The organism is Mycolicibacterium sichuanense (assembly GCF_033741125.1).
GTDB lineage: Bacteria > Actinomycetota > Actinomycetes > Mycobacteriales > Mycobacteriaceae > Mycobacterium.
Genome location: NZ_JAWQPU010000006.1, coordinates 186,172 through 204,807, shown reverse-complemented (window position 1 = coordinate 204,807; position 18,636 = coordinate 186,172). Strand labels below are relative to the sequence as shown.

Sequence of the window (18,636 nt, the reverse complement as noted above, 5' to 3'; positions counted from 1 at the left end):
TCGCTGCTGGAGGCGACTACGTTCGACCCCGTGGAGTCGACCCGCGTTGACCGGTGGCTGTGGGCGGTGCGTTTGACCAAGACGCGCCCCGATGCCGCCACGGCCTGCCGCGGCGGGCACGTGCGCGTCAACGATCGACCCGCCAAACCGTCGACGACCGTGGTGCCGGGCGACCAGGTCCAGGCTCGACTGGGCGACCGGACGCGGGTCGTCGAGGTGGTGCGCGTGATCCAGAAGCGTGTCGGAGCCGCCGACGCGGTCACCTGCTTCTTGGACCGGACGCCGGCGCCACCGCCCGCCGTCGAGGTCGCGGTGGCGCTGCGGGACCGGGGCGCCGGTCGGCCAACCAAGCGGGACCGCCGCGCGCTGGACAGGTGGCGAGCCCGTCAAGGGTGACGCCAGGCCGATCGCGTTGTCGGGTCACACGACGTCGATGTATGGGACTATGGGCCCTGCGCTGCGGCCCCGTGACGGGGAGGTCGGACGTGGGCGCCAGCAGAGAGGACGACCGAATTTCATGACCGAACGACGACGGACGACAGCCGCGAGGCTCCTGTTCGCTGGTGTGATCGTCGCTGGTGGAACGCTGACGATGGCCGGACAGGCCGCCGCAGACCCCACGGACCCCATCGTCCCGCCGGTGCCCGGCGCACCTGGTGCGCCGGCTCAGCCACCGCCCCCTGGCCAGCCCGTGCCCGATGCGGCGGCTGCGCCGCTGGACGTGCCCGCGCCACCGCCCGTCGGCCCTCCGGTGGTGCCCGAGATCGCCAACCCGCAGTACGGCTCGGGAAGTGGTCCGCTGGGCTTCCTGCGCGACGCCTGGCACCAGGCGCAGAACCCGTTCGGTTCGCCCGACGAGATGCCGGCGGGCGCTCCGCCGCCCCCGGGAGCGGGACCGCCCCCGCCGCTGCCGCCGGGATTCAAGTCGCTGAACTACCCCGAGACCGACACCGTGGCACCGGCCCAGCCGGCCACCGGCGGGCCTGCGTTGCCGCCGGGCTACTACCCACTCAACGGACCGCCGCCCCCCGGGTACGACGCACCGCCGGCGGCGCCGGCGACGGTCGTCCCGGCCCCTCCCGGGTAGCGGCGGGGCTGATCAGCTCGTCGCGTCGAGGACCTTGATCGCGAACACCAGCGTGTCACCCGGCTGGATGCCCGCGCTCGGCTGACCGCTGGGGTAGCCGTCGGCCGAGGTGACCGCGACGGCGACCGTCGAACCCACCTTTTGGCCCGCGATGGCCTTCTGGAAGCCAGGCACGACGCCGGTGAGCGGGAACTCGACCGGGGCGCCTCGCTCGTAGCTGCTGTCGAAGACCGTTCCGTCGCGACCGTTGACGCCCATGTAGCAGACCGACACGGTCGCCGTCGGGGCCACCACCGGGCCAGCACCGGCCTGCAGCGTGTGCACTTGGGTCTCGGTCACGCTGAACGGCGGGGTCACGGTCACGCTCGGGGCGGCCGCGTCGGTCGACCCGATGACGGCGACGCTGCCCGTCGCGCCGGGCAGGGTCCACTCGGGCGTTCCACCGGCCTGCGGGGCCGCCGACGGGCAACCGGCCGATGCAGGGGTCTGGGACGACGTCGCCACGTCGGCGACCGACGGCGAGCTCGTCGACGGAGCCTTGGCGTCAGAGCCGCACGCGGACAGGGTCACGACGAGTGGGGCGGCGCAGGCGGCGAGTGCGATTCGGGATCCACGGGAGAAGTTCACGGTCGCCACGCTACAGCCGGGTATTCACGGTCGAGACCGCACCGCTGCCGCGACTGCCCGCGGCGCCTCGGACTGCGGGAAGTGCCCGATGCCGTCGAGTTCGGTGACCCTGGCGTTGGGCAGCCGGGCGAGCGCCGGTTCGAGGACGTGGCGGCCCGACACCGGGTCACTGGTGCCCCAGACCAGATGGACGGGACCATCCCATCGGGTCAGCGCCGACTCCCACCTCTGGTGGTGGATCGCGCGCTCGGCGTTGTAGTTGATCAGCAGATGGGCCAATCGGTGGCCGTTCTCGCGCGAGATGCCGAGCCACAGATTCTCGAATTCGGCGTCGGTGAGCCGGGGCCTCCGGATCGCATCGAGGCCGGCGCGCACGCGTTCAGCGGTGATTCGGCTGGTCAGCAGCCTGCCGAGGATGGGTAGCGCGAGCAGTCGCTGCAATCGGGTCGGCCGGTAGGCACTGTAGACGATGCCGCAGTTCAAGACGACGAGGTCGCCGATGGCGAAGCCCAGCCGCCCAGCCAGCGCGCGGTCGATCAGTTCCTGCCCCACGATGCCGCCGTAGTCGTGCACCACCAGGTTCACCGGCTCGAGGTGCAGGTGCGCCGCCAGTTCCTCGACCACGTCGGCCGAGCCATGCACCGAGTAGTCGTGCGGGTTGGGCTTGTCGGACGCTCCGTAGCCAAGGAAGTCCAGTGTCACCACGTCGTGGTCTCTCGCGAGGTCTTCGGCGACCTCGGCGTAGTCGTAGGACCAGGTCGGAAACCCGTGCAGCAGAAGCACGGTCGGACCGTCGCCGCGACGTCGGTAGGCGATGCGGTGCCCCCGGCGGGTGATGAACGATTCACCCTGAGCGATCCAGTCGGCCGCGGTGGGGGCGGCGCGGTCGTCGGCCGGGGATGGATCGTCGGTCGCCATCGTCAACCTCCAGGACGCTCAACAGGGCGTACGTCTTCGTATTCGGATGCATTCGTGTATGAGAATGCACTGGTGTCGAGGTAGTGTCAACGGACCGGTCGCACGTCGAGGGAGGTGGGTCTCAGTGGCTCGTCTGACGCGTGCCGAGCAGCGGGAGCTGACCCGCCAGCGGCTGGTCGACGCCGCCGGCAAGGTATTCGGGCGCCTGGGGTTCGAGGCGTCGCCGATCGACCTGATCGCCGAGGAGGCGGGCTTCTCCCGAGGTGCGTTCTACTCCAACTACCAGTCCAAGGACGAGCTCTTCCTCGAGCTCCTCGGTCGCCACCTCGACGCCGAGATCGCCACCCTCGGCCACGCGCTCGACCGCATCGCGTCAGCCCGCGAGCTGGCGCCCGCGATCGAGCGCCGCTATCGCGTGATCGGCCAGGACGCTAGCTGGTGCCTGCTGAGTACGGAGTTTCAGCTCTACGCCATGCGCGGTGGGGCCAAGGCCGACGAATTCGCCGACCTGTACGAGTCCTACCGCCGCCGCCTCGGCGAGTTGATTGCCTCTCACTTCACCCGGCTGGGAATCCAATCCGCGCTCAGCCCCTACGAATTCGGCGTCTCGCAGATCGCGCTGGCGCACGGCTTGGCGCTTCAGCGCGCTGCCGATGGAACGCTCGCCGACTCGCTGCCCGCCCGCGCCCTCGCCATGTTCACCCGCGGTGCCATCGACGGGAACCCGTCGCAGGACGGCGCGTGAGCCGGCGGGTCGCGAAGCTCGGTGCGGGCAGGGATCCTTCGGCTTGTCATGTCACCCGACCATGGTGATGCCGGCGGTCGAGATGACGAAGCCGCGTCCGGTTGCGGCAGTGCAGGTCATACCCGTCCTCTGGGAGAGACACTGAAACGGCCCCACTGAAACCGACTGACCGTATGCCAATGTCGGCGTGTCCTCGGCTGCGTTGCCAAGGCATGACACTCCCGTACAGGTGGTGACGGTGCCTCGGCCATCCATGGTCGCCGACTGAGCGGGTTCGACGGTCTTGCAATAGAGCGAATCGGGGCCGGTGCGCCCGCCGGTGTCGATCTCGCAGTCGATGCGATGCGACGGCGAATAGAACCCGCAAGAGGTACCGACCTGCGGGCAGATCGACGAATCGGCGGTGGCCACGGGCAATGTCACGGTCGCACCCGCGGCGATCATCGCCGTCGCAACCGCCATCCCTCGCAAAGTGTGGCGCAGCGAATCCCTGGTCGTTCTCACACCGACCACCATCGCAGACGTCATCGGTGCGCGCTTGGCATTTCGTCCTCCGGCCGACGGACTCGCCGCGTCAGCAGGCAACCGGACCTCTCGACGTCCGGCAACCACTGTTTGCTCGACGAGACTGGTACCGAACTTGAGGCTGCTCATGGATTGTCGAAGGCGTCAATAATAGGTTGCGGTGTTTGCTAGCCGACGAGGCGCGTCGATGTCTCGACCGAACGTGCCATTTCGTCGATGCCAGCCACCCGCCGCGGTCGGAGGGCCCGAGGTGGCTGGACGGGAGTGAATCCCTCTGAAACTCAGGCGGTTTGCTAGTACGATCCGATGCGCACATGACCAATCGATGTCAGGGGAACTTCATGGCGATGGCGATGCGCCGGCTGGTGATACTCGTCGCGGCGACATTGCTCGCGTTCGTATCGTGGCTGGGCCTCGGAGCGGGCATCGGGATGGCCGATCCCTACGACGACGGTGACGGTACCGTCGACGTGGCGCCCGACGTGGTCGCCGAGGAGCCGCAGCAGGAAGCCCCGGAGGCGGACCCGGGTCCCGCCGAGGAGCCGGCTCCGGCGGAGGCGCCTGCCGAACCGGCGGCGCCCGCCGAGGAACCCGGTGTTCAACCCCAGGAGCCCGTCCCGGGGGCCGAAACCGGCGGCGGGAGTCCAGCAGGCGAGCCCGACCAAGCACCGGCCTCCGCCGGTTCGGGTGCCGAGGACCCGTCCGCGCCAGGGACACAGGATGATTCGTCGTCCGAACCACAGTCACCCGCGAGCGGCGATGCCGCCGACGACCACGCCGACGAGATCACTCCCGACGTGCTATCCGCCGATGCCGACGACACCAAGCAGGCCCTGGACTCCAAGCCAGAGGTGGCCGAGGTCCGTCAGGCCGACGAGACCAAGATCACCGAGATGCGCAGCACCGTCGAGACCGCGCTCTCGTCGTCGTCGAGTTTGCAAGTGACGCAATGGTCCTCGTCATGGGTTCGCTACAGCCAGTACTACCAGCCGCTGATCGCCAATCCCTTCCCGGTGCCGATTCAGCTGGCCTACACCTATGCGAACCTGCCCTACATCCTGACCATCCCGCCGCTGGCGCAGTCACTGCTCAACGTTCCGCAACCAGGGATCTACAGCTTCACGGCGTTGGTGCCCAACGAGTCCGGCGGTGTAGCCAACGTCTCGGTCGGCAGCTTCTCTGGCGGCGGCTACGTGCCCAAGCCCGGCCAGCCGCCACCGCCGAAGCCGGCGGCGCTGGTGACCTATGACAACGTGCTGGTGCGCTTCAACCTGGCGGGGGTTCAGTACGAGCCGGTCGTGGTGAAGAAGGTGGTCGACCTCGGTGACGATGCCAAGACGGGTACCCGCAAGGTGCTCCTCGACGCGGAGACGCCCGCCTGGGGCACCTGGGGTCGAACGAGTTCGGGGCAGCGTGAATTCACCGTCACCTCGACGCAAAGCCTGCCAGGTCTGACGGCGCCGGCGTCGAGTGCGCCGCCGGGGTACAAGCTCACCGTCGCCTCCGCCTCGGCGCCGTCGAGCGCCACGTCGACGCTGACCTGGGTCGCCCTGGGCCTCGGAGTGCTCGCGGTCCTCGCGGTCGTTGCGGTCGTCGTCCTGGTCCGGCGGCGGCGAAGCCCCGGTGAGGCCTAGCCCAGTTCGCCGTTCACCCTTGCCCTGCCGCAGCGGCGGCGTCATGGAACCGGGCCAGCGGTTTGGTCAGAACGACGGGCACCTGCGACATGCCCGATCGGCAACTTCGCTGGCGGGGCCGCATGGGCGGGGGCCCAATGCGCAGGGTTGTTCCACGACGCACCCGAGCCCCAAACGCAGCACGCCTGACCAGCAAGTACGGCGCGAAGCCACGCGTAATGCGGGGCGGTCGTGGTGCCAATGCCCGTGAGGTCGCTCGGCACCTGCAGCTGGGCGTTTCACCGGTCGTACGGAGATTCCGCGCCGTTCCGGTGATGTCGCAGATGCAGTCGCGGGTGTCGAAAGTCGGCAGCGGGGAAAGCGCGCGAGATGAGCACTACTGCCATGCTGGTGATCGACATGCTGAACGCGTATCGGCACGATGACGCCGAGCCGTTGGCCAAGAGCGTGGCCGACATCATCGACCCGTTGACCGGTCTGATCGCTCAGGCCCGCAACCGCGACGACGTCGATCTCGTATACGTCAACGACAACTACGGTGACTTCACTGCCGCCCGGCCCGACATCATCCGGCAGGCCCTCGACGGCGAGCATCCAGAACTGGTCGAACCGATCGTCCCGGACGACGAGTGGCCGTTCCTGGAGAAGGTGCGCCACAGCGCGGTCGCTCATATCGATCCTGACCTCGGTGCCGCGGCGATGCAGATGATGAGGCGCAACATGCGTGCCTCGACCCCCAAGGCTGCCGTTTGCCTGGGATGAGCGTCCAGCGAGGCCGGCGACGGGCCAGCGCGTGGTGCCGAAGCTCGGGAACGACCAATCGGGAGGCGAGACATGCCGCCAGCCGCGAACCGGGGATGCTTCGCCAGAGAACCTGCAGCAGAGGACGCAATGGGTGCGGCACGGCCGCTTGGCTTCGTATCGCGGCCTGGCTACTGCTCTTGATGGTGCGCGTGCCATTCTGGGCGGGTGATCGACGTGCTCGTCGCAGAACCTGGCGAACTGAGCCAGCTACAGTTGGATACCGCGCAGGCGCTGGTCCGATCGGCCTTCGGTGACGCGTTCCGAACCCACGACTGGCTGCATGGCGTCCCCGGTACGCATGTGCTGATCATCGAGGACGGAGACCTGCTGGCGCACGCCTCGGTCGTTGCCCGCACACTGCGCTGCGCCGGTGACGCCTTCGACACCGGTTACGTCGAGGCGGTCGCCGTACGCCATGATCAGCAGGGCCGCGGCTTGGGTGGTGCGGTGATGGACCGTGCGGAATCCCTGATCCGCGAACGGCATTGCCTCGGCGCGCTCAACGCGGTGGAGAGTGCCGCTCCGTTCTACGTCAGGCGGGGGTGGCATCCATGGGAGGGGCCCACCCAGGCCGATGCGCCAGGGGGAGTGATCGATACCTCCGACCCCGCCGACAGGATCTTCCTGCTCGTGCCGAAGGACTCACCGCTGAGCGTGGTCGCCTCGACACCCCTGGTGTGCGATTGGCGCGTCGGCGACCTCTGGTAGCGCGCCTGGGTCGAGGCACTACGCAGCGGTGGCGGCAGTGACGCGGGCCGATCTGGAGATCACCGGGCAGGCCGTGCGTGCCGACCGCAAGACCGTCGACGAGACCGTCGACGAGATCGTCCACGGGCTGCGGCCGCACCGCTGAGACCTGCCGTGCGCCTGGGCCGTTCGAACCGGTCGTTCAGCGCCCCACCATTGCGTCGGTGAGGCCGGCGGCTCCGCCGCCGGTGCCCGACGGGTCCCGGCGCAGGATCAGCGCGGCGATGCCGAGCACGATGAGGGTCAGCACCAGCATCAGCGTGGACATCGCGGCGATCTCCGGGCGCAGTGACGCCTTCAGCGACGCGAAGATGTACACCGGCCATGGAGTGGAACCGGCGACCGCAACGAACGACGAGACCACCGTGTTGTCCAGGCTGAGGGTGAACGCCAGCAGTGCCCCCGAGATGACGGCCGGCCGGATCAGCGGCAGCGTGATGTCGGTGAACCGCCGCAGGGGCGGCGCATAGAGGTCGGCGGCGGCCTCTTCGAGGGTCTCGTTCATTCCCGTCATCCGGGCTCGCACGATGAATGTGACCACCGCACTGGCGAAGAGCGAGTTGGCAATGATGAGGCGTACCTGGCCGATGTTGAACCCGGTGAATCCCCAGTCCACCCCGAGCGTCACGAACCAGGGCAGCAGTGAGATCGCACTGACGATCTCCGGGGTCACCATCACCAGGCCCAGCAGGACGAGCAGTGCGGGCGCCCACCAGCCCGGGCGACGGGTGAGGGCGATTCCGGCGGACGTGCCGAGAAGCGTGGCGACGACGGCGGTGCCGGCGGCGGTGATCAACGAGACGGTGATCGAGTTGGTGATCGACGGATTGCTCAGCGCCGCGACGTACGGCTGGATGTCGAATCCCTCGAACGTCTGCAGCGTGCGCCCGGAGTTGAACGAGAACACCACGATGACGATGATCGGGAAGAAGAGGAACAGCAGGCCAAGCACTCCCCAGACGTTCAAGAATGCGTCGGCGGGACGTCGCCTGCGGCGTCGGCGCGGGCCTGCCACCCCTGTCGCACCGGTCATGACGGCTCCTTCGCCGGAAGGTCGAGTGACGTCACCGCGGTGGCGATGCGACCGGCCACCTTGAGCACGGCGCCAACTACGGCACTGGTTCCGAAGATGGCCAGCATGAGCAGCACCGCCATCGCCGCGCCGAGTGCCCAGTTCTGCGCACTCTGGAACTGGGCGGCCACCATCTGGCCGACCATGCTGCCGCTGGCGCCGCCGAGCACGGTTGGGGTGATGTAGTCACCCATCAACGGGACGAACACCAGAAGCAGCCCCGCGGTCACTCCGGGAGCGGCCAGCGGAACGGTGATGCGCCACAGTGTGTTCCAGGCCGTGGCACCTAGATCGCGGCTGGCTTCGAGCAGCTTGGGGTCGAGTCGCTCGAGCGCCACGTACAGAGGCAGGATCATCAGCGGCAGGTAGTTGTAGACCACGCCGAGCTGAACCGCACCCGAGGTGTAGAGCACGTGCAGGGGGCCATCGGTCACATGCGCCCACTGCAGGATCTTGGAGATGAAACCGCCGGGGCTCAGCGAGATCTGCCACCCGATCGTGCGCACCAAGAAGTTGGTCCAGTACGGGATGAGCACCAGGGCCAAGACCACGCCGCGCCATTTCGGGGCCAGCTTGACGGCCATCCAGTAGGCCATCGGGAACGCGATCACCAGGCAGAGCACGGTACCCGTCATGGCAATCTTCAAGGTGCGCACGAAGATCGCGAAGAACGCGGGTGAGGCGGCTTCGCCGTAGCGGTCCAGCGAGAGGACGTCGTTGGCGTGGGTGACGTAGAGACCGGGCTTGTAACCGAAGCTGTACCAGACGACCAGGCCGAAGGGCAGGATGAAGAACAGCAGCATCCACACACTGATCGGCAGGGCGCCCAGCCCGCCGGGCAGCCGCAGCCGTCGCCGTGGGCGGTGCGGCTCCGCCGCGGAGGGTGCCCCCACCGCCGATTCCGCCGGTCCGGTCACCGCGGTCACTTGCCTGCCGCCGCCTTGAGCTCGTCGTAGATGCCGATGATGGTGCCGTCAGCCGACGTCATCTGGCTGTACACCAGCTTCTTCATGATGTCGTCGTTGATGAAGACCAGATCGGGCCGCTTGATCCCGGCCTTCGTTGCGGCCGCCTCGATGCCCTCGATGCCGGTGTTGTAGCCGATGTAGGTGAGTTCCTTGAGCGACACCGTGGGGTCGAGCACGTAGTTGATGAACTCGTAGGCCGCGTCCTCGTGCGGTGCACCCTTGACGATGGCCCAGTTGTCCTGCCAGAGATTGGCGCCCTCGGACGGCCAGACCCACTTGTACCTTTCGGGCTCGGGGTTGGCGAGGATTCCGAGGCGGGCGTCGCCGTTCCAGCAGTGGATCAGCGTGCGTGCCGACGACGAGATGGAGGCATTGGTCGACGATTCGAAGGCCTGCACGTGCGGGGCGATCCTCTCGAGGATGAAGGAGCGGTAGGCAGCGATGTGAGCGGGATCGGTGGTATTGGGGTCGATTCCGTTGGCGTAGAAGTACGTGAATGCCACCTCGCCCTGATCCTCCAGCAGCGACAGGCTTCCCGATGCCTCCTTCTGCGCGGCGTCCAGGAAGTCGGCCCATGACGTCAGGTTGCGCTTGATGACGGTGGTGTCGTACACGTAGCCCGTGGAACCCCAGTCCTTGCAGACGCTGTACTTGTTGCCCGGGTCGAACGTGGTGTTGACGACCTTGGGGTTGAGGTTCTTCATGTTCGGCAGCTTGGCCAGATCGAGTTCGGTCAGCAACCCTCCGGTCGCCATCTGCTGAATCGACGAGTGGGTCGGCACGCAGATGTCGTAGCCCGTCGTACCCTTGGCCGCACTGAGTTTGGCGATCATCTCCGGGTTGGACCCGTAGGAGTCCAGGGTGATCTTGGGCCCCTTGGCCGCGGTGAAGTCCGTCAGCGTGGCGGGGTCGTCGTACTCGCCCCAGGTGTAGATGTTCAGTCCGCCGGACGCCGATCCGCCTCCACCGCCCGAGGACTTCGAACACGCCGCGAGGAAGGCGGCGGCACCCAGGGCCGCGGTTCCGCCGAGGAACGTTCGGCGGGATAGTGATTCGGGTACGAGTGCGCGAAGGTGCTGCGGCTGATTCATGGCGTGACTTTCGGGTCGAGGCGGACGGGATGGGCAGGGCAGCTGGCGGTTAAGAGGTGAAGATGCGCACGGTGTCCGCCGACCACGTGCAGGTCACGGGCGATCCGAGTTCGGTGGGCGGGTTGGCGGCACGGGGCAGACGGGCCAGGATTTGGGCGTCGCTGGGCGTCTGGACGACCAACTGCAGGCTGTGGCCCAATTCGGACACCCCGAGAAGGGTGCCGGTGACGGAGTTGACCGGAGTGTCCGACGCCGTGCCGCGGGCATCCGCCGGGGCCGCGGTGGTGACCTCGACCGACTCAGGTCGGATCGCTGCGGTCACCTCGGCCCCCGCGGCGGCTGGGAGGCTGCCCTTGGTCGGGCGTGCGGAATACAGCGAAAGGCCGGCTGTCCGTACACGAGTGCCCGCGCTGTCGAACGACGAGATGGTTCCGACGAAGGAGTTCTGCCGGCCGATGAAACCCGCGACGAACGCCGACTCGGGTGCATCGTAAACGCTTGAGGCCGTGCCGATCTGTTCGATGCGGCCGTCCTTCATCACGGCGACCCGGTCACTCATCGAGAGCGCTTCCTCCTGGTCGTGCGTGACGAAGATGAACGTGGTGCCGAGTTCTTGCTGCAGCAGCTTCAGCTCGACCTGCATCTCCTCGCGCAGCTTGCGATCCAGGGCGCTCATCGGCTCGTCCAGCAGCAGGACAGCCGGCCGGTTGACCAGAGCCCTGGCCAGGGCGATGCGCTGCTGCTGGCCACCGGAGAGCTGTGCCGGCTTGCGACTGGCGAACGCGGTCATCCGCACCATGTCCAGGGCCCGGCTCACGCGATCGGCGATCTCCGACTTCGGCACGCCCGAGAGCCGCAGCCCGTAGGCGACGTTGTCGGCGACCTTCATGTGGGGGAACAGCGCGTAGGCCTGGAAGACCGTGTTGACCGGACGCTTGTGCGGCGGCAGGTCCTCGACGTTGCGGCCCGAGATGCGGATGGAGCCGTCATCGGGGAACTCGAAGCCGCCGATCAGACGAAGCGTCGTGGTCTTGCCGCACCCACTCGGTCCAAGCAGGCTGAGGAACTCACCCGCCTGCACGGTGAGGGTGATGCCGTCCACGGCGACCGCGGACCCGTAGTTCTTGGTCAGCGAGCGCAGCTCCACTGAGCCGGCCGCGGTCGTCTGCGGCGCGGTGGCTTCGGCGGTGAGGTCCACGAGGCTCATGCCGATACCAGGGTCGAGGTCGAGTCGTACACCACTTCGCCACCGATGATCGTGTAAGCGACGCTGGCCGAACCGATTTCGGCAACCGGGGCGGCGAAGATGTCCCGGTCGAGGATCACGATGTCCCCGGCCTTGCCGATCTCGATGCTGCCCGAGCGGTGCTCGTCGTGGTTGAGGTAGGCCGTACCGAGGCTGTGCGCGATCAGTGCGTCGGCCAACGACAATGCCTGCTCACCGAGGAACGGCAGGGCCGACGGTCCGGTCGCACCTACGGGGGCTCGGTTGACGGTGGTGTGAATGATCTCGAGCGGATTGGCGGTACTCACCGGCCAGTCACTTCCAGAGGCCAGCAGAGATCCGGCCCGCTGCAGTGAACCGAACGGGTACTGCCAGGCGGCGCGGCGGGTGCCCAGGAACGGGATCGTCAGCAAGTCCATCTGGCCTTCGTGCCTGGCCCAGAGTGGCTGCATGTTCGCCACCACCTTCAGTTCGGCGAACCGGGGGACGTCGTCGGGGTGGATCACCTGGATGTGGGCCAGAGTATGGCGGCGATCGCTGTCTCCGTTGGCCTTTCGGGCGGCCTCGACGGCGTCGAGCGACTCGCGCACGGCTCGGTCTCCGAGCGCGTGATAGTGCAGCTGAAAGCCAAGGGCGTCGAGCTGAACCGAGATCTCCTTGAGGGAGGTCGGGTCGACGAAGCTCTTGCCCATGTTCTCCCCGGGGCAGCCGCAGGCGTCGAGATAGGGTTCGAGCATTCCAGCGGTGAAGTTCTCGGCGACACCGTCCTGCATGATCTTGACCGTGGTGGCCGCGAATCCGGCGGCGAGCGCGCGCTCACGCTTGGCGACGAGTTCGGGAATCTGTTCGAGCCCGCGGTTGCGATCCCACCACAGCGCGCCGACGACGTGCGCCTTGAGCACGCCGGATGCGGTGGCGCGCAGGTAGGAGTCCAGCGGGTCGGGGGTGTCGTTGGTGGCGCCGACGATGGCGTCCTGCCAGGCGGTCACACCCCACGCGAACAGTTGCCGCTGAGCGATCCGCAGCGCCTCGTCCATGTCGTCCTGCGTTGGCAGTGGCATGTGCCGCGCCACCAGGCCCATGGCCCCTTCCTGCAGGGTCCCGATCGCGTGGCCGTCGGCGTCGCGTTCGATCCGGCCGTCGAACGGGTCGGGCGTCGAATCGTCGATACCGCCGATCTCCAGTGCCTTCGAGTTGACCCAGGCGCCGTGCCCGTCGCGGTTGGGGAAGAACGCCGGTCGATCGGGAACGATGGCGTCCAGTGCCGCCGCCGTCGGCAGCCCGCCGGGGAAGGAGTCCATCGACCAACCGCCGCCGCTGATCCACTCCAGTTCGGGATGAGCCTGCGCATATTCGGCGATCCGGGTGAGGTAGCCGTCCGCGGTCGCGTACGGCGTCAGATCGCAGGCAATCATGTCGAGACCAGCGTGGTACGGGTGGATGTGGCTGTCCTGGAAGCCAGGGGAGACCAGGCCGCCGGCCGCGTCGATGACGACGGCATCGGTGGCGGTGAGCGCATTCGCGCCGATCGTGGTGATGATGCCGTTGTCGATCAGAACGGGTTCTTCGACGATGCCGGCAGGAGTGAAGACGTGGCCGCCGGTGATGAGCAGGCGATCGCGAGTGGTCATGGGTGTCAGTCCTTCATCTGGTGTGGGGGTTGCGCGTTCAGCGGATCCGGGTCGATCGGCGGGGTGAAGTGCGACGTGATCCACATGGCCTGGGCAGGGGTGGCTCCGATGTTGACCGCGCGATGGGGAACCGACGAGAGATACTCGACGCTGTCGCGGGGTCCGAGGATGAGGGTCTCGGAGGCTATCGAGATCTCGATGTGGCCGGTGAGCACGTAGAACAGTTCTTGCGCGTTGTCGTGGGCGTACGCTTCGGGTCCGGTCGAACCCCCCACCTCGAATGTGCCCTCGTACACCTCGAGTTGGTGGATCGGCGGGCGGGAGAGCAGAAGCTTCTGCAGTCCGCCGTCGCTGGAGAAGACGGGTCTCTCCGCGGCCCGCAGCACGGGCCGTGCGACGGGTGCTTCGTCGGCGAGCAGGTCGGCCACCGAGATGCCGACGGCCGCGGAGATGCGCTTGAGCACTCCGACGGAGACGCCACACTTGCCGTTCTCCAATTGGCTGATGAACCCTGCGCTCACCGCCGCGCGGGCGGCGACGTCGCGCGTGGACAGTCGGGCGCGCTCGCGGGCTGCTCGGAGACGAGTCCCGAGCATTGCTCGCGCCGCAACGTCGACGTCGGTGACGGCCACCGTCGGTTCAGAAAACACGTGCCTCGTTTCGCTAAGATGCACTTAACGGATCGCTTACTGCGGAACAGTAGATTCACAGGCAACGTGGCGCAACGGAATGCGCGCATTTCGCCGAACTCTTTACACGCACGAAATGCGATGGTCCGGCCGGGAATTGGCGCCGTGCTGGCCGAGCCGACGGTCAGGGCGCGAAAGTCGAACGGCTGCAACCCGATTCAGCGCTTCTTACGGTGCGCCTTTGGTCGGGGACGATGAGGTGCAGACGGTCAGTGCGTCGCAGTCCACGGTTCGCGGGCGAAGACCTGCTCGACGATCGGCCGGAAGAAGTCGAGCGGACGGTGCTCGAATCGAGCATCGAAGCAGTTCTGGTCGTACTTCTCGCAGAACTCCACGCAGTCGTCGAACCACTGGTGGCCGCGGTACCTCTCGCGTGCGTCGCGGACCCCACCCATGTGCGGTGCGTAGTAGTACTGCTGGAATTCGGGGTGCACCTTGACGATCCAGGCCACTCGTTCGGACACGTAGGGCGCGATGACGGCCGCGGCGAACGCCCCGTGGGCATGTGGGGCGTAGGTGTGGCCGATGTCGTGCAACAGTGCTGCGACGACGTACTCGTCGGGACGGTGGTCCTCGAATGCCCGGGTCGCCGACTGCAGGGAATGGTCCAGTCGGCTGATGGGGTAGGCCTGCTCCCCGTCGGCGAGGGCCTCGACCAGACCCAGGACGCGGGTCACCAACCCGGCCTCGTTGGCCTCCTCTGCGCGGCCGATCAAGGCGTAGTCCTGCGCCGTCCCCTCGGCCATCGTCCGGTAGGTGGCACGGGCTTGAATGGTCATGGCCTGCTCCTGTCGACGCGCTCGTGACGTCAAATCTAGAGGCGACGCGTCTCGCCCGCGTGTCGACCACTCCCACGAGGGGTCGCTACCCGGTGCCGCCGATTTCACGTGGGACCTGGCTGACAGGCAGGGCACCACCACGTCCGGCGCCGCTCCGGGTCGTTCGGAATCTCGTCGATGACGCGCACCGCCGTTCCGCATCGCAGGCACGGTCGACCCGCTCGGCCCGCCACCCAGTGGCGGTCGCCCTTGCGCCGGTGGCCCGTGGTCACCTGCATCGCACCCGCAACGGTGGCCGAGTGACGAAGCGCCCGGGCGCCGAGGTCGAGCAGCGCGACCACGTCGACGTCGCTTACGGGCGTCCACGGACTGTGGCCCCGCAGGAAGCACAGCTCGTTGGCCCACAGGTTGCCAAACCCTGCGACGCAACGCTGATCGAGGAGCGCAGCGACGAGTGGCCTGTCGGGATCGGCTCGCAGCCGGCTCGCGGCCTCGGCGGCGTCCCAGTCCTTGCGGAGGGGATCGGGGCCGAGATGGCCGATGACCTCGACTTCCCTGCTGGTGGGTACCAAGTCGACCACGGGCAGCGACACTCCGTAGGCCGCCGGGCCGTCGGTGCGAAGCACCACCCGCACGTCGGGCATCACGGTGCGCGGCAGCCAGCGTCCGGTGTTCGACACCGTCCACGAGCCCGACATGCGCAAGTGGGTGTGCAGCGTGAGATCGCCGGACAGTCGCGTGAGCAGGTGCTTGCCGTGGGTCGCGTGTGCCTGGATGGTTCGCCCGGTGAGGTCGTCGGTGGCGTGCGCAGGCACACGGAGCTCGCCTCGGGTCAGGACACGATCGCGCAGCGCTGCGTCGAGACGGCGAGCCAGCGCGTAGACGGTGTCACCCTCGGGCACGAATGCCACATGCCCCGTACGGCGTGTCGCCAAGCGCGTTCGGCGGACCGTCGTTCGCCGCAGGCTGCCGTCACGCTCACGCGGGCAGGAATGCCGGCGCACGAGTGCGTCGCCGCCGCACCCGACCTGTCCGGTGTTCCGGTGGTCGGTTGCTGGAGATCCCACGGCCGCCGGCTGGTCGGGACGGGTGAGATCAGAGCTCGAAGTTCGCTTCGGCCGATCGCGGAGCAGACAGCAGAGAACGCACCTGCGGCGAAACCGGGTCCTGCCGGTCCGGCTGTCGGCAGGTGCGGTTTCGTGATGCGCTCCCGCGCACCGGCGCCGCGAGTCGGCATCCGGCTCGCGAAGCTGTGCCAAAACACAGAAAAGTATGTGCGAACACGCAGTTCAAACGACCTTTGTTACGCAGAGGTCTGATTCCTAACATGCTATCTTCTCTCCCATGGTCGGCCCGTTCCAGGCAGTGCAGGTTCAGTCGTGACGCGTGCATCGACGACGGGCGCAGTGCGCGACGCCGCTCGTTGCCGGATCGACGCGTGTAACCCGGCGACCCGAGAGCCGCGGGATCGCGGTGGGTGGCCTGCGACTGCTGGGACGGGCGCCACCGTCCCTTTCGAGTACGGAAGTAGTCACTCCAGGGAGTTGCTACGGGCCGACGGTCAACCCATCGACGTGCTCGTCGTGGAAGGAGATCCGGTCCTTGGCGCGTCGCTGACCGAGGCGCTTCGGCAAGATGGCTGGCAGGTGCATACCGCGGCCACGGGCACCGACGCGGAAAGGCGTGCTCGTCACCAATCCCCCGACATAGTCATCGTGGACGTTGCGCTACCCGACAGCGATGGATTGACCGTGATGCACACCCTGCGGGCACTCGTCCCCGACCTGCCGGTGATCTTGCTTACCAACGGCGGCAGCCTCGAGGAACGCGTCGCAGGTCTGGCCCAAGGGGGCGACGATTGCATCACCAAGCCGTTCAGCCTCCAGGAGGTCGCGCTCAGGGTGCGCGGCCTGGTAAAACGCAGTGGACTTACTCGTGACCCCAACCGTGGGCGCCTCGTCGTCGGCGATCTGACGCTCGACGTCTACAGTCACGAGGTCCGTCGCGCGGACGTGCCGATCGAGCTCACGGTCACTGAGTTCAAGCTCCTGAGCTTGCTGATGCGCAATCCGGGCCGGATCGTCGCGAAGAGGTCGATCTTGCGCGAGATCTGGCAATGCGACTTCGATCGCAGTCCGAACATCGTCGAGCTCTTCATCGGCTACCTCCGCAAGAAGATCGACGGTGGAGGCAGCCCCATGATCCACACCGTCCGCGGACGCGGATACGTCCTGCGAGCCGGTTGATCGCCATCAGGACGAGGAGAGAACGAATGTCAGACGAGCTGACCGGCAGCGTGTTCGCGGACAGGTTGAATCGACTGTTCGATACGGTCCATCCGCCTGGCGGTCCACCGCATACGTCGGCAGAGGTCGTGACGGCACTGCAGAGCTACGGGGTGAAGGTATCGGCGCCGTACATGTCGCAGCTGCGGCTGGGCCGGCGGACCAATCCGTCCGCAACCACGATGGCGGCACTCGCCGAGTTCTTCCGCGTCGACGTCCGGTACTTCACCGACGATCAGTACTACGCAAAGCTGTCCAAGGAACTCGCGCTCCTGGCCAGCCTGCGCGACACGGGTGTCCGTCGGCTGGCATCGAGAGTGGTGGGTCTGTCCCACGAATCGCTGCACGACCTCATCTCGGCAGCCGAGGGCTTACGCCGCCGTGAAGGACTCGACCCGTAGCCGGTTTGGCGGCTCTAGCATGGAATGTGCGGTGCGCCGGTTCTTGGCCGCGCGCCCGATGTTGACGAACGTGAACGTGACAGCGCTGGTGGGGCCCGACGTTGTGAGTGACGAAAGGTAGCCGCTGTGGGTGCGCACGAGCTGGACGCCACCGGTGCGAAGATCCTTGACGCCGCGTCGCACGTTCTGGCCAAGGCCGGTCCCAAGCGGACCACCATGGACGCCGTCGGCAAGCGCGCGGGTGTCTCCCACATGACCGTCTATCGTCGCTGGGCCAGCCGCGGCGAGCTGCTGCAGGCCGTCGTGTTGCGCGAGTTGACGGACGTCCTAGATGCGGCCTTCTACGACGCCGTCCTCGGTGACACGCTCGAGGCAAGTGTGACGCGCGCGTTCGGCGACGTCGTGTGGTCGGTGCGCAATCATCCGTTGGTACTGACGGTTCTGGAAGCCGAACCCGAAGTGCTCCTCACCCTGAACGCGGACGGTCCCCAGTCTGTCATGCACACCGTCGTGCCGTTGGTCGCCGAGCGGCTTCGCCAGCTGGCAGGAGGTGCGCTACGCGACGACGAGATCGACGTGCTCGCAGACGTCTTCGTACGGATGGCGCACTCGATGGTGGTGGTGCTTCAACCCGGCCGTCGACTCGATACGCGTTCGGAGGTCCAGGCCTACGCCGCGCGCTGCCTCGGCGTCCTCAGCGAACTCACGATGGCTCGACCACTTCCGACGGTTGCCTCCAACACCGGAATCGAGGAGACCTCCGGCCTCGAGGTGGTCGGATCCGCGGAGACGAGTGATGCGGAGGCCGAGCAGTACGGGCGGCGTCGCCAACGGCCATATCTCGTCGCTGCGACCTGGGTGATCCTCGTCGCGGGTGGCATCAGCGCGAGCGCGGCCGCGGCCGTGCACATGCGCCTCCTGCCGGCCGACCCGGCGGAGATGAGCAGGATCGACGACGGGCCCGCATCGACGACGAGCTCCGTTGTCCCGCAACCGCCGTCGGTCCTGCCGTCCTCGACCGCGCCCATACCCGTCGCCAGCATCACCGTCACCCCCGGCCACCAGACGCCGGTGACGAGCACGCCGGAACCGGATTCGGCCGCCGCGCAAGCACCTTCGCTGCCGTCCACCACGGCACCGCAGCAGCGCGGCGGATCATCGACGTCGTCCGGACCGGCCGGCCCCGGAGTGAACCCGCCGCGGCGGATAGGTCCGCCGCCGCCGATGGTGTTCTCACCGCCAAATCCGGCGGCCGGTCCGGGACCGGGACGCCCCGGTCCCGGACCGGGACCCGGTGGAAGCCGTCCCGGTGGGCATCCGCCCAACGGCTGAGAAGCGTCCGGCCGGGATCGTTCCTCACACCACGGCCATTGTGTTGGACACGGCGTGGCTTTCGGGTATCCGCCCC

Annotated in this window: 20 protein-coding genes; 9 read left to right on the top strand and 11 right to left on the bottom strand. The window is 67.6% G+C overall.

Annotated features, from left to right (window positions below):
* The first annotated feature begins 30 nt into the window (after positions 1-30).
* Positions 31-396: an Hsp15 family ribosome-associated heat shock protein gene (locus SBI80_RS19365; RefSeq protein WP_318976424.1), complete on the top strand. Its 366-nt coding sequence runs from the start codon at positions 31-33 to the stop codon at positions 394-396.
* Between the two features lie 121 nt (positions 397-517).
* The gene (locus tag SBI80_RS19360; protein ID WP_318976423.1) at positions 518-1,087 is read left to right on the top strand and encodes a hypothetical protein; all 570 of its coding nucleotides are present in this window, start codon (positions 518-520) and stop codon (positions 1,085-1,087) included.
* A 12-nt stretch (positions 1,088-1,099) separates the two neighbouring features.
* Here the strand turns inward: SBI80_RS19360 and SBI80_RS19355 are convergent, their stop codons facing one another.
* Positions 1,100-1,657: an FKBP-type peptidyl-prolyl cis-trans isomerase gene (locus tag SBI80_RS19355; RefSeq protein ID WP_318976689.1), complete on the bottom strand. Its 558-nt coding sequence runs from the start codon at positions 1,655-1,657 to the stop codon at positions 1,100-1,102.
* Positions 1,658-1,738: 81 nt separating this feature from the next.
* The gene (locus SBI80_RS19350) at positions 1,739-2,632 is read right to left on the bottom strand and encodes an alpha/beta fold hydrolase (protein WP_318976422.1); all 894 of its coding nucleotides are present in this window, start codon (positions 2,630-2,632) and stop codon (positions 1,739-1,741) included.
* 124 nt (positions 2,633-2,756) lie between these two features.
* On the opposite strand from SBI80_RS19350, the gene SBI80_RS19345 reads away from it, so the two are divergent.
* Positions 2,757-3,377: a TetR/AcrR family transcriptional regulator gene (locus SBI80_RS19345; RefSeq protein ID WP_318976421.1), complete on the top strand. Its 621-nt coding sequence runs from the start codon at positions 2,757-2,759 to the stop codon at positions 3,375-3,377.
* A 51-nt stretch (positions 3,378-3,428) separates the two neighbouring features.
* Here the strand turns inward: SBI80_RS19345 and SBI80_RS19340 are convergent, their stop codons facing one another.
* On the bottom strand, positions 3,429-3,839 hold the full coding sequence (locus SBI80_RS19340; protein WP_318976420.1) for a DUF6636 domain-containing protein: 411 nt from the start codon (positions 3,837-3,839) through the stop codon (positions 3,429-3,431).
* Between the two features lie 377 nt (positions 3,840-4,216).
* On the opposite strand from SBI80_RS19340, the gene SBI80_RS19335 reads away from it, so the two are divergent.
* The 3 genes from SBI80_RS19335 (at position 4,217) to SBI80_RS19325 (ending at position 7,048) form a co-directional block, all read left to right on the top strand.
* Positions 4,217-5,536, top strand: coding sequence for a hypothetical protein (locus tag SBI80_RS19335; RefSeq protein WP_318976419.1), 1,320 nt, complete (start codon positions 4,217-4,219; stop codon positions 5,534-5,536).
* Positions 5,537-5,905: 369 nt separating this feature from the next.
* On the top strand, positions 5,906-6,298 hold the full coding sequence (locus tag SBI80_RS19330; RefSeq protein WP_318976418.1) for a cysteine hydrolase family protein: 393 nt from the start codon (positions 5,906-5,908) through the stop codon (positions 6,296-6,298).
* Positions 6,299-6,505: 207 nt separating this feature from the next.
* Positions 6,506-7,048 (top strand): GNAT family N-acetyltransferase, encoded by a 543-nt coding sequence (locus SBI80_RS19325; protein WP_318976417.1) that lies wholly within the window; start codon positions 6,506-6,508, stop codon positions 7,046-7,048.
* A 181-nt stretch (positions 7,049-7,229) separates the two neighbouring features.
* Here SBI80_RS19325 and SBI80_RS19320 read toward each other — a convergent pair whose 3' ends face one another.
* The 8 genes from SBI80_RS19320 to SBI80_RS19285 form a co-directional block, all read right to left on the bottom strand.
* Positions 7,230-8,120 carry an ABC transporter permease gene (locus SBI80_RS19320; protein WP_318976416.1) on the bottom strand — a complete coding sequence of 297 codons (891 nt, stop codon included), beginning with the start codon at positions 8,118-8,120 and terminating at the stop codon, positions 7,230-7,232.
* Complete coding sequence (locus tag SBI80_RS19315; RefSeq protein WP_318976415.1) at positions 8,117-9,076, bottom strand: ABC transporter permease; 960 nt, start codon at positions 9,074-9,076, stop codon at positions 8,117-8,119. The genes SBI80_RS19320 and SBI80_RS19315 overlap by 4 nt, the downstream gene beginning before the upstream one ends.
* A gap of 5 nt (positions 9,077-9,081) precedes the next feature.
* Entirely contained in the window at positions 9,082-10,218 is a 1,137-nt protein-coding gene (locus tag SBI80_RS19310) for an ABC transporter substrate-binding protein (protein ID WP_318976414.1), read from the bottom strand.
* Between the two features lie 49 nt (positions 10,219-10,267).
* Positions 10,268-11,425, bottom strand: coding sequence for an ABC transporter ATP-binding protein (locus tag SBI80_RS19305; protein ID WP_318976413.1), 1,158 nt, complete (start codon positions 11,423-11,425; stop codon positions 10,268-10,270).
* Positions 11,422-13,074: an amidohydrolase gene (locus SBI80_RS19300; protein ID WP_318976412.1), complete on the bottom strand. Its 1,653-nt coding sequence runs from the start codon at positions 13,072-13,074 to the stop codon at positions 11,422-11,424. The genes SBI80_RS19305 and SBI80_RS19300 overlap by 4 nt, the downstream gene beginning before the upstream one ends.
* 5 nt (positions 13,075-13,079) lie before the next feature.
* Entirely contained in the window at positions 13,080-13,724 is a 645-nt protein-coding gene (locus SBI80_RS19295; RefSeq protein WP_318976411.1) for a helix-turn-helix domain-containing protein, read from the bottom strand.
* A gap of 248 nt (positions 13,725-13,972) precedes the next feature.
* Positions 13,973-14,542, bottom strand: a complete 570-nt coding sequence (locus tag SBI80_RS19290; protein WP_318976410.1) for an HD domain-containing protein — start codon at positions 14,540-14,542, stop codon at positions 13,973-13,975.
* Positions 14,543-14,646: 104 nt separating this feature from the next.
* A complete protein-coding gene (locus tag SBI80_RS19285) occupies positions 14,647-15,444 on the bottom strand; it encodes a DNA-formamidopyrimidine glycosylase family protein (protein ID WP_318976409.1) in 798 nt (265 codons plus the stop codon).
* A gap of 642 nt (positions 15,445-16,086) precedes the next feature.
* Between SBI80_RS19285 and SBI80_RS19280 the strand changes: the two genes are divergently transcribed.
* From SBI80_RS19280 to SBI80_RS19270, 3 genes are all read left to right on the top strand, one after another.
* Positions 16,087-16,788, top strand: coding sequence for a response regulator transcription factor (locus tag SBI80_RS19280; protein ID WP_318976408.1), 702 nt, complete (start codon positions 16,087-16,089; stop codon positions 16,786-16,788).
* Positions 16,789-16,814: 26 nt separating this feature from the next.
* Entirely contained in the window at positions 16,815-17,228 is a 414-nt protein-coding gene (locus SBI80_RS19275; protein ID WP_318976407.1) for a helix-turn-helix domain-containing protein, read from the top strand.
* Positions 17,229-17,354: 126 nt separating this feature from the next.
* On the top strand, positions 17,355-18,560 hold the full coding sequence (locus SBI80_RS19270; RefSeq protein WP_318976406.1) for a TetR/AcrR family transcriptional regulator: 1,206 nt from the start codon (positions 17,355-17,357) through the stop codon (positions 18,558-18,560).
* Positions 18,561-18,636: the final 76 nt, after the last annotated feature.

What these genes read in the sequence shown, in the direction of transcription:
- SBI80_RS19360 (WP_318976423.1), top strand. Translation starts at nt 518, where the DNA reads ATGACCGAACGACGACGGACGACAGCCGCGAGGCTCCTGTTCGCTGGT.
- SBI80_RS19350 (WP_318976422.1), bottom strand. Translation starts at nt 2,632, where the DNA reads ATGGCGACCGACGATCCATCCCCGGCCGACGACCGCGCCGCCCCCACC.
- SBI80_RS19340 (WP_318976420.1), bottom strand. Translation starts at nt 3,839, where the DNA reads ATGGCGGTTGCGACGGCGATGATCGCCGCGGGTGCGACCGTGACATTG.
- SBI80_RS19335 (WP_318976419.1), top strand. Translation starts at nt 4,217, where the DNA reads ATGACCAATCGATGTCAGGGGAACTTCATGGCGATGGCGATGCGCCGG.
- SBI80_RS19330 (WP_318976418.1), top strand. Translation starts at nt 5,906, where the DNA reads ATGAGCACTACTGCCATGCTGGTGATCGACATGCTGAACGCGTATCGG.
- SBI80_RS19320 (WP_318976416.1), bottom strand. Translation starts at nt 8,120, where the DNA reads ATGACCGGTGCGACAGGGGTGGCAGGCCCGCGCCGACGCCGCAGGCGA.
- SBI80_RS19310 (WP_318976414.1), bottom strand. Translation starts at nt 10,218, where the DNA reads ATGAATCAGCCGCAGCACCTTCGCGCACTCGTACCCGAATCACTATCC.
- SBI80_RS19305 (WP_318976413.1), bottom strand. Translation starts at nt 11,425, where the DNA reads ATGAGCCTCGTGGACCTCACCGCCGAAGCCACCGCGCCGCAGACGACC.
- SBI80_RS19300 (WP_318976412.1), bottom strand. Translation starts at nt 13,074, where the DNA reads ATGACCACTCGCGATCGCCTGCTCATCACCGGCGGCCACGTCTTCACT.
- SBI80_RS19290 (WP_318976410.1), bottom strand. Translation starts at nt 14,542, where the DNA reads ATGACCATTCAAGCCCGTGCCACCTACCGGACGATGGCCGAGGGGACG.
- SBI80_RS19275 (WP_318976407.1), top strand. Translation starts at nt 16,815, where the DNA reads ATGTCAGACGAGCTGACCGGCAGCGTGTTCGCGGACAGGTTGAATCGA.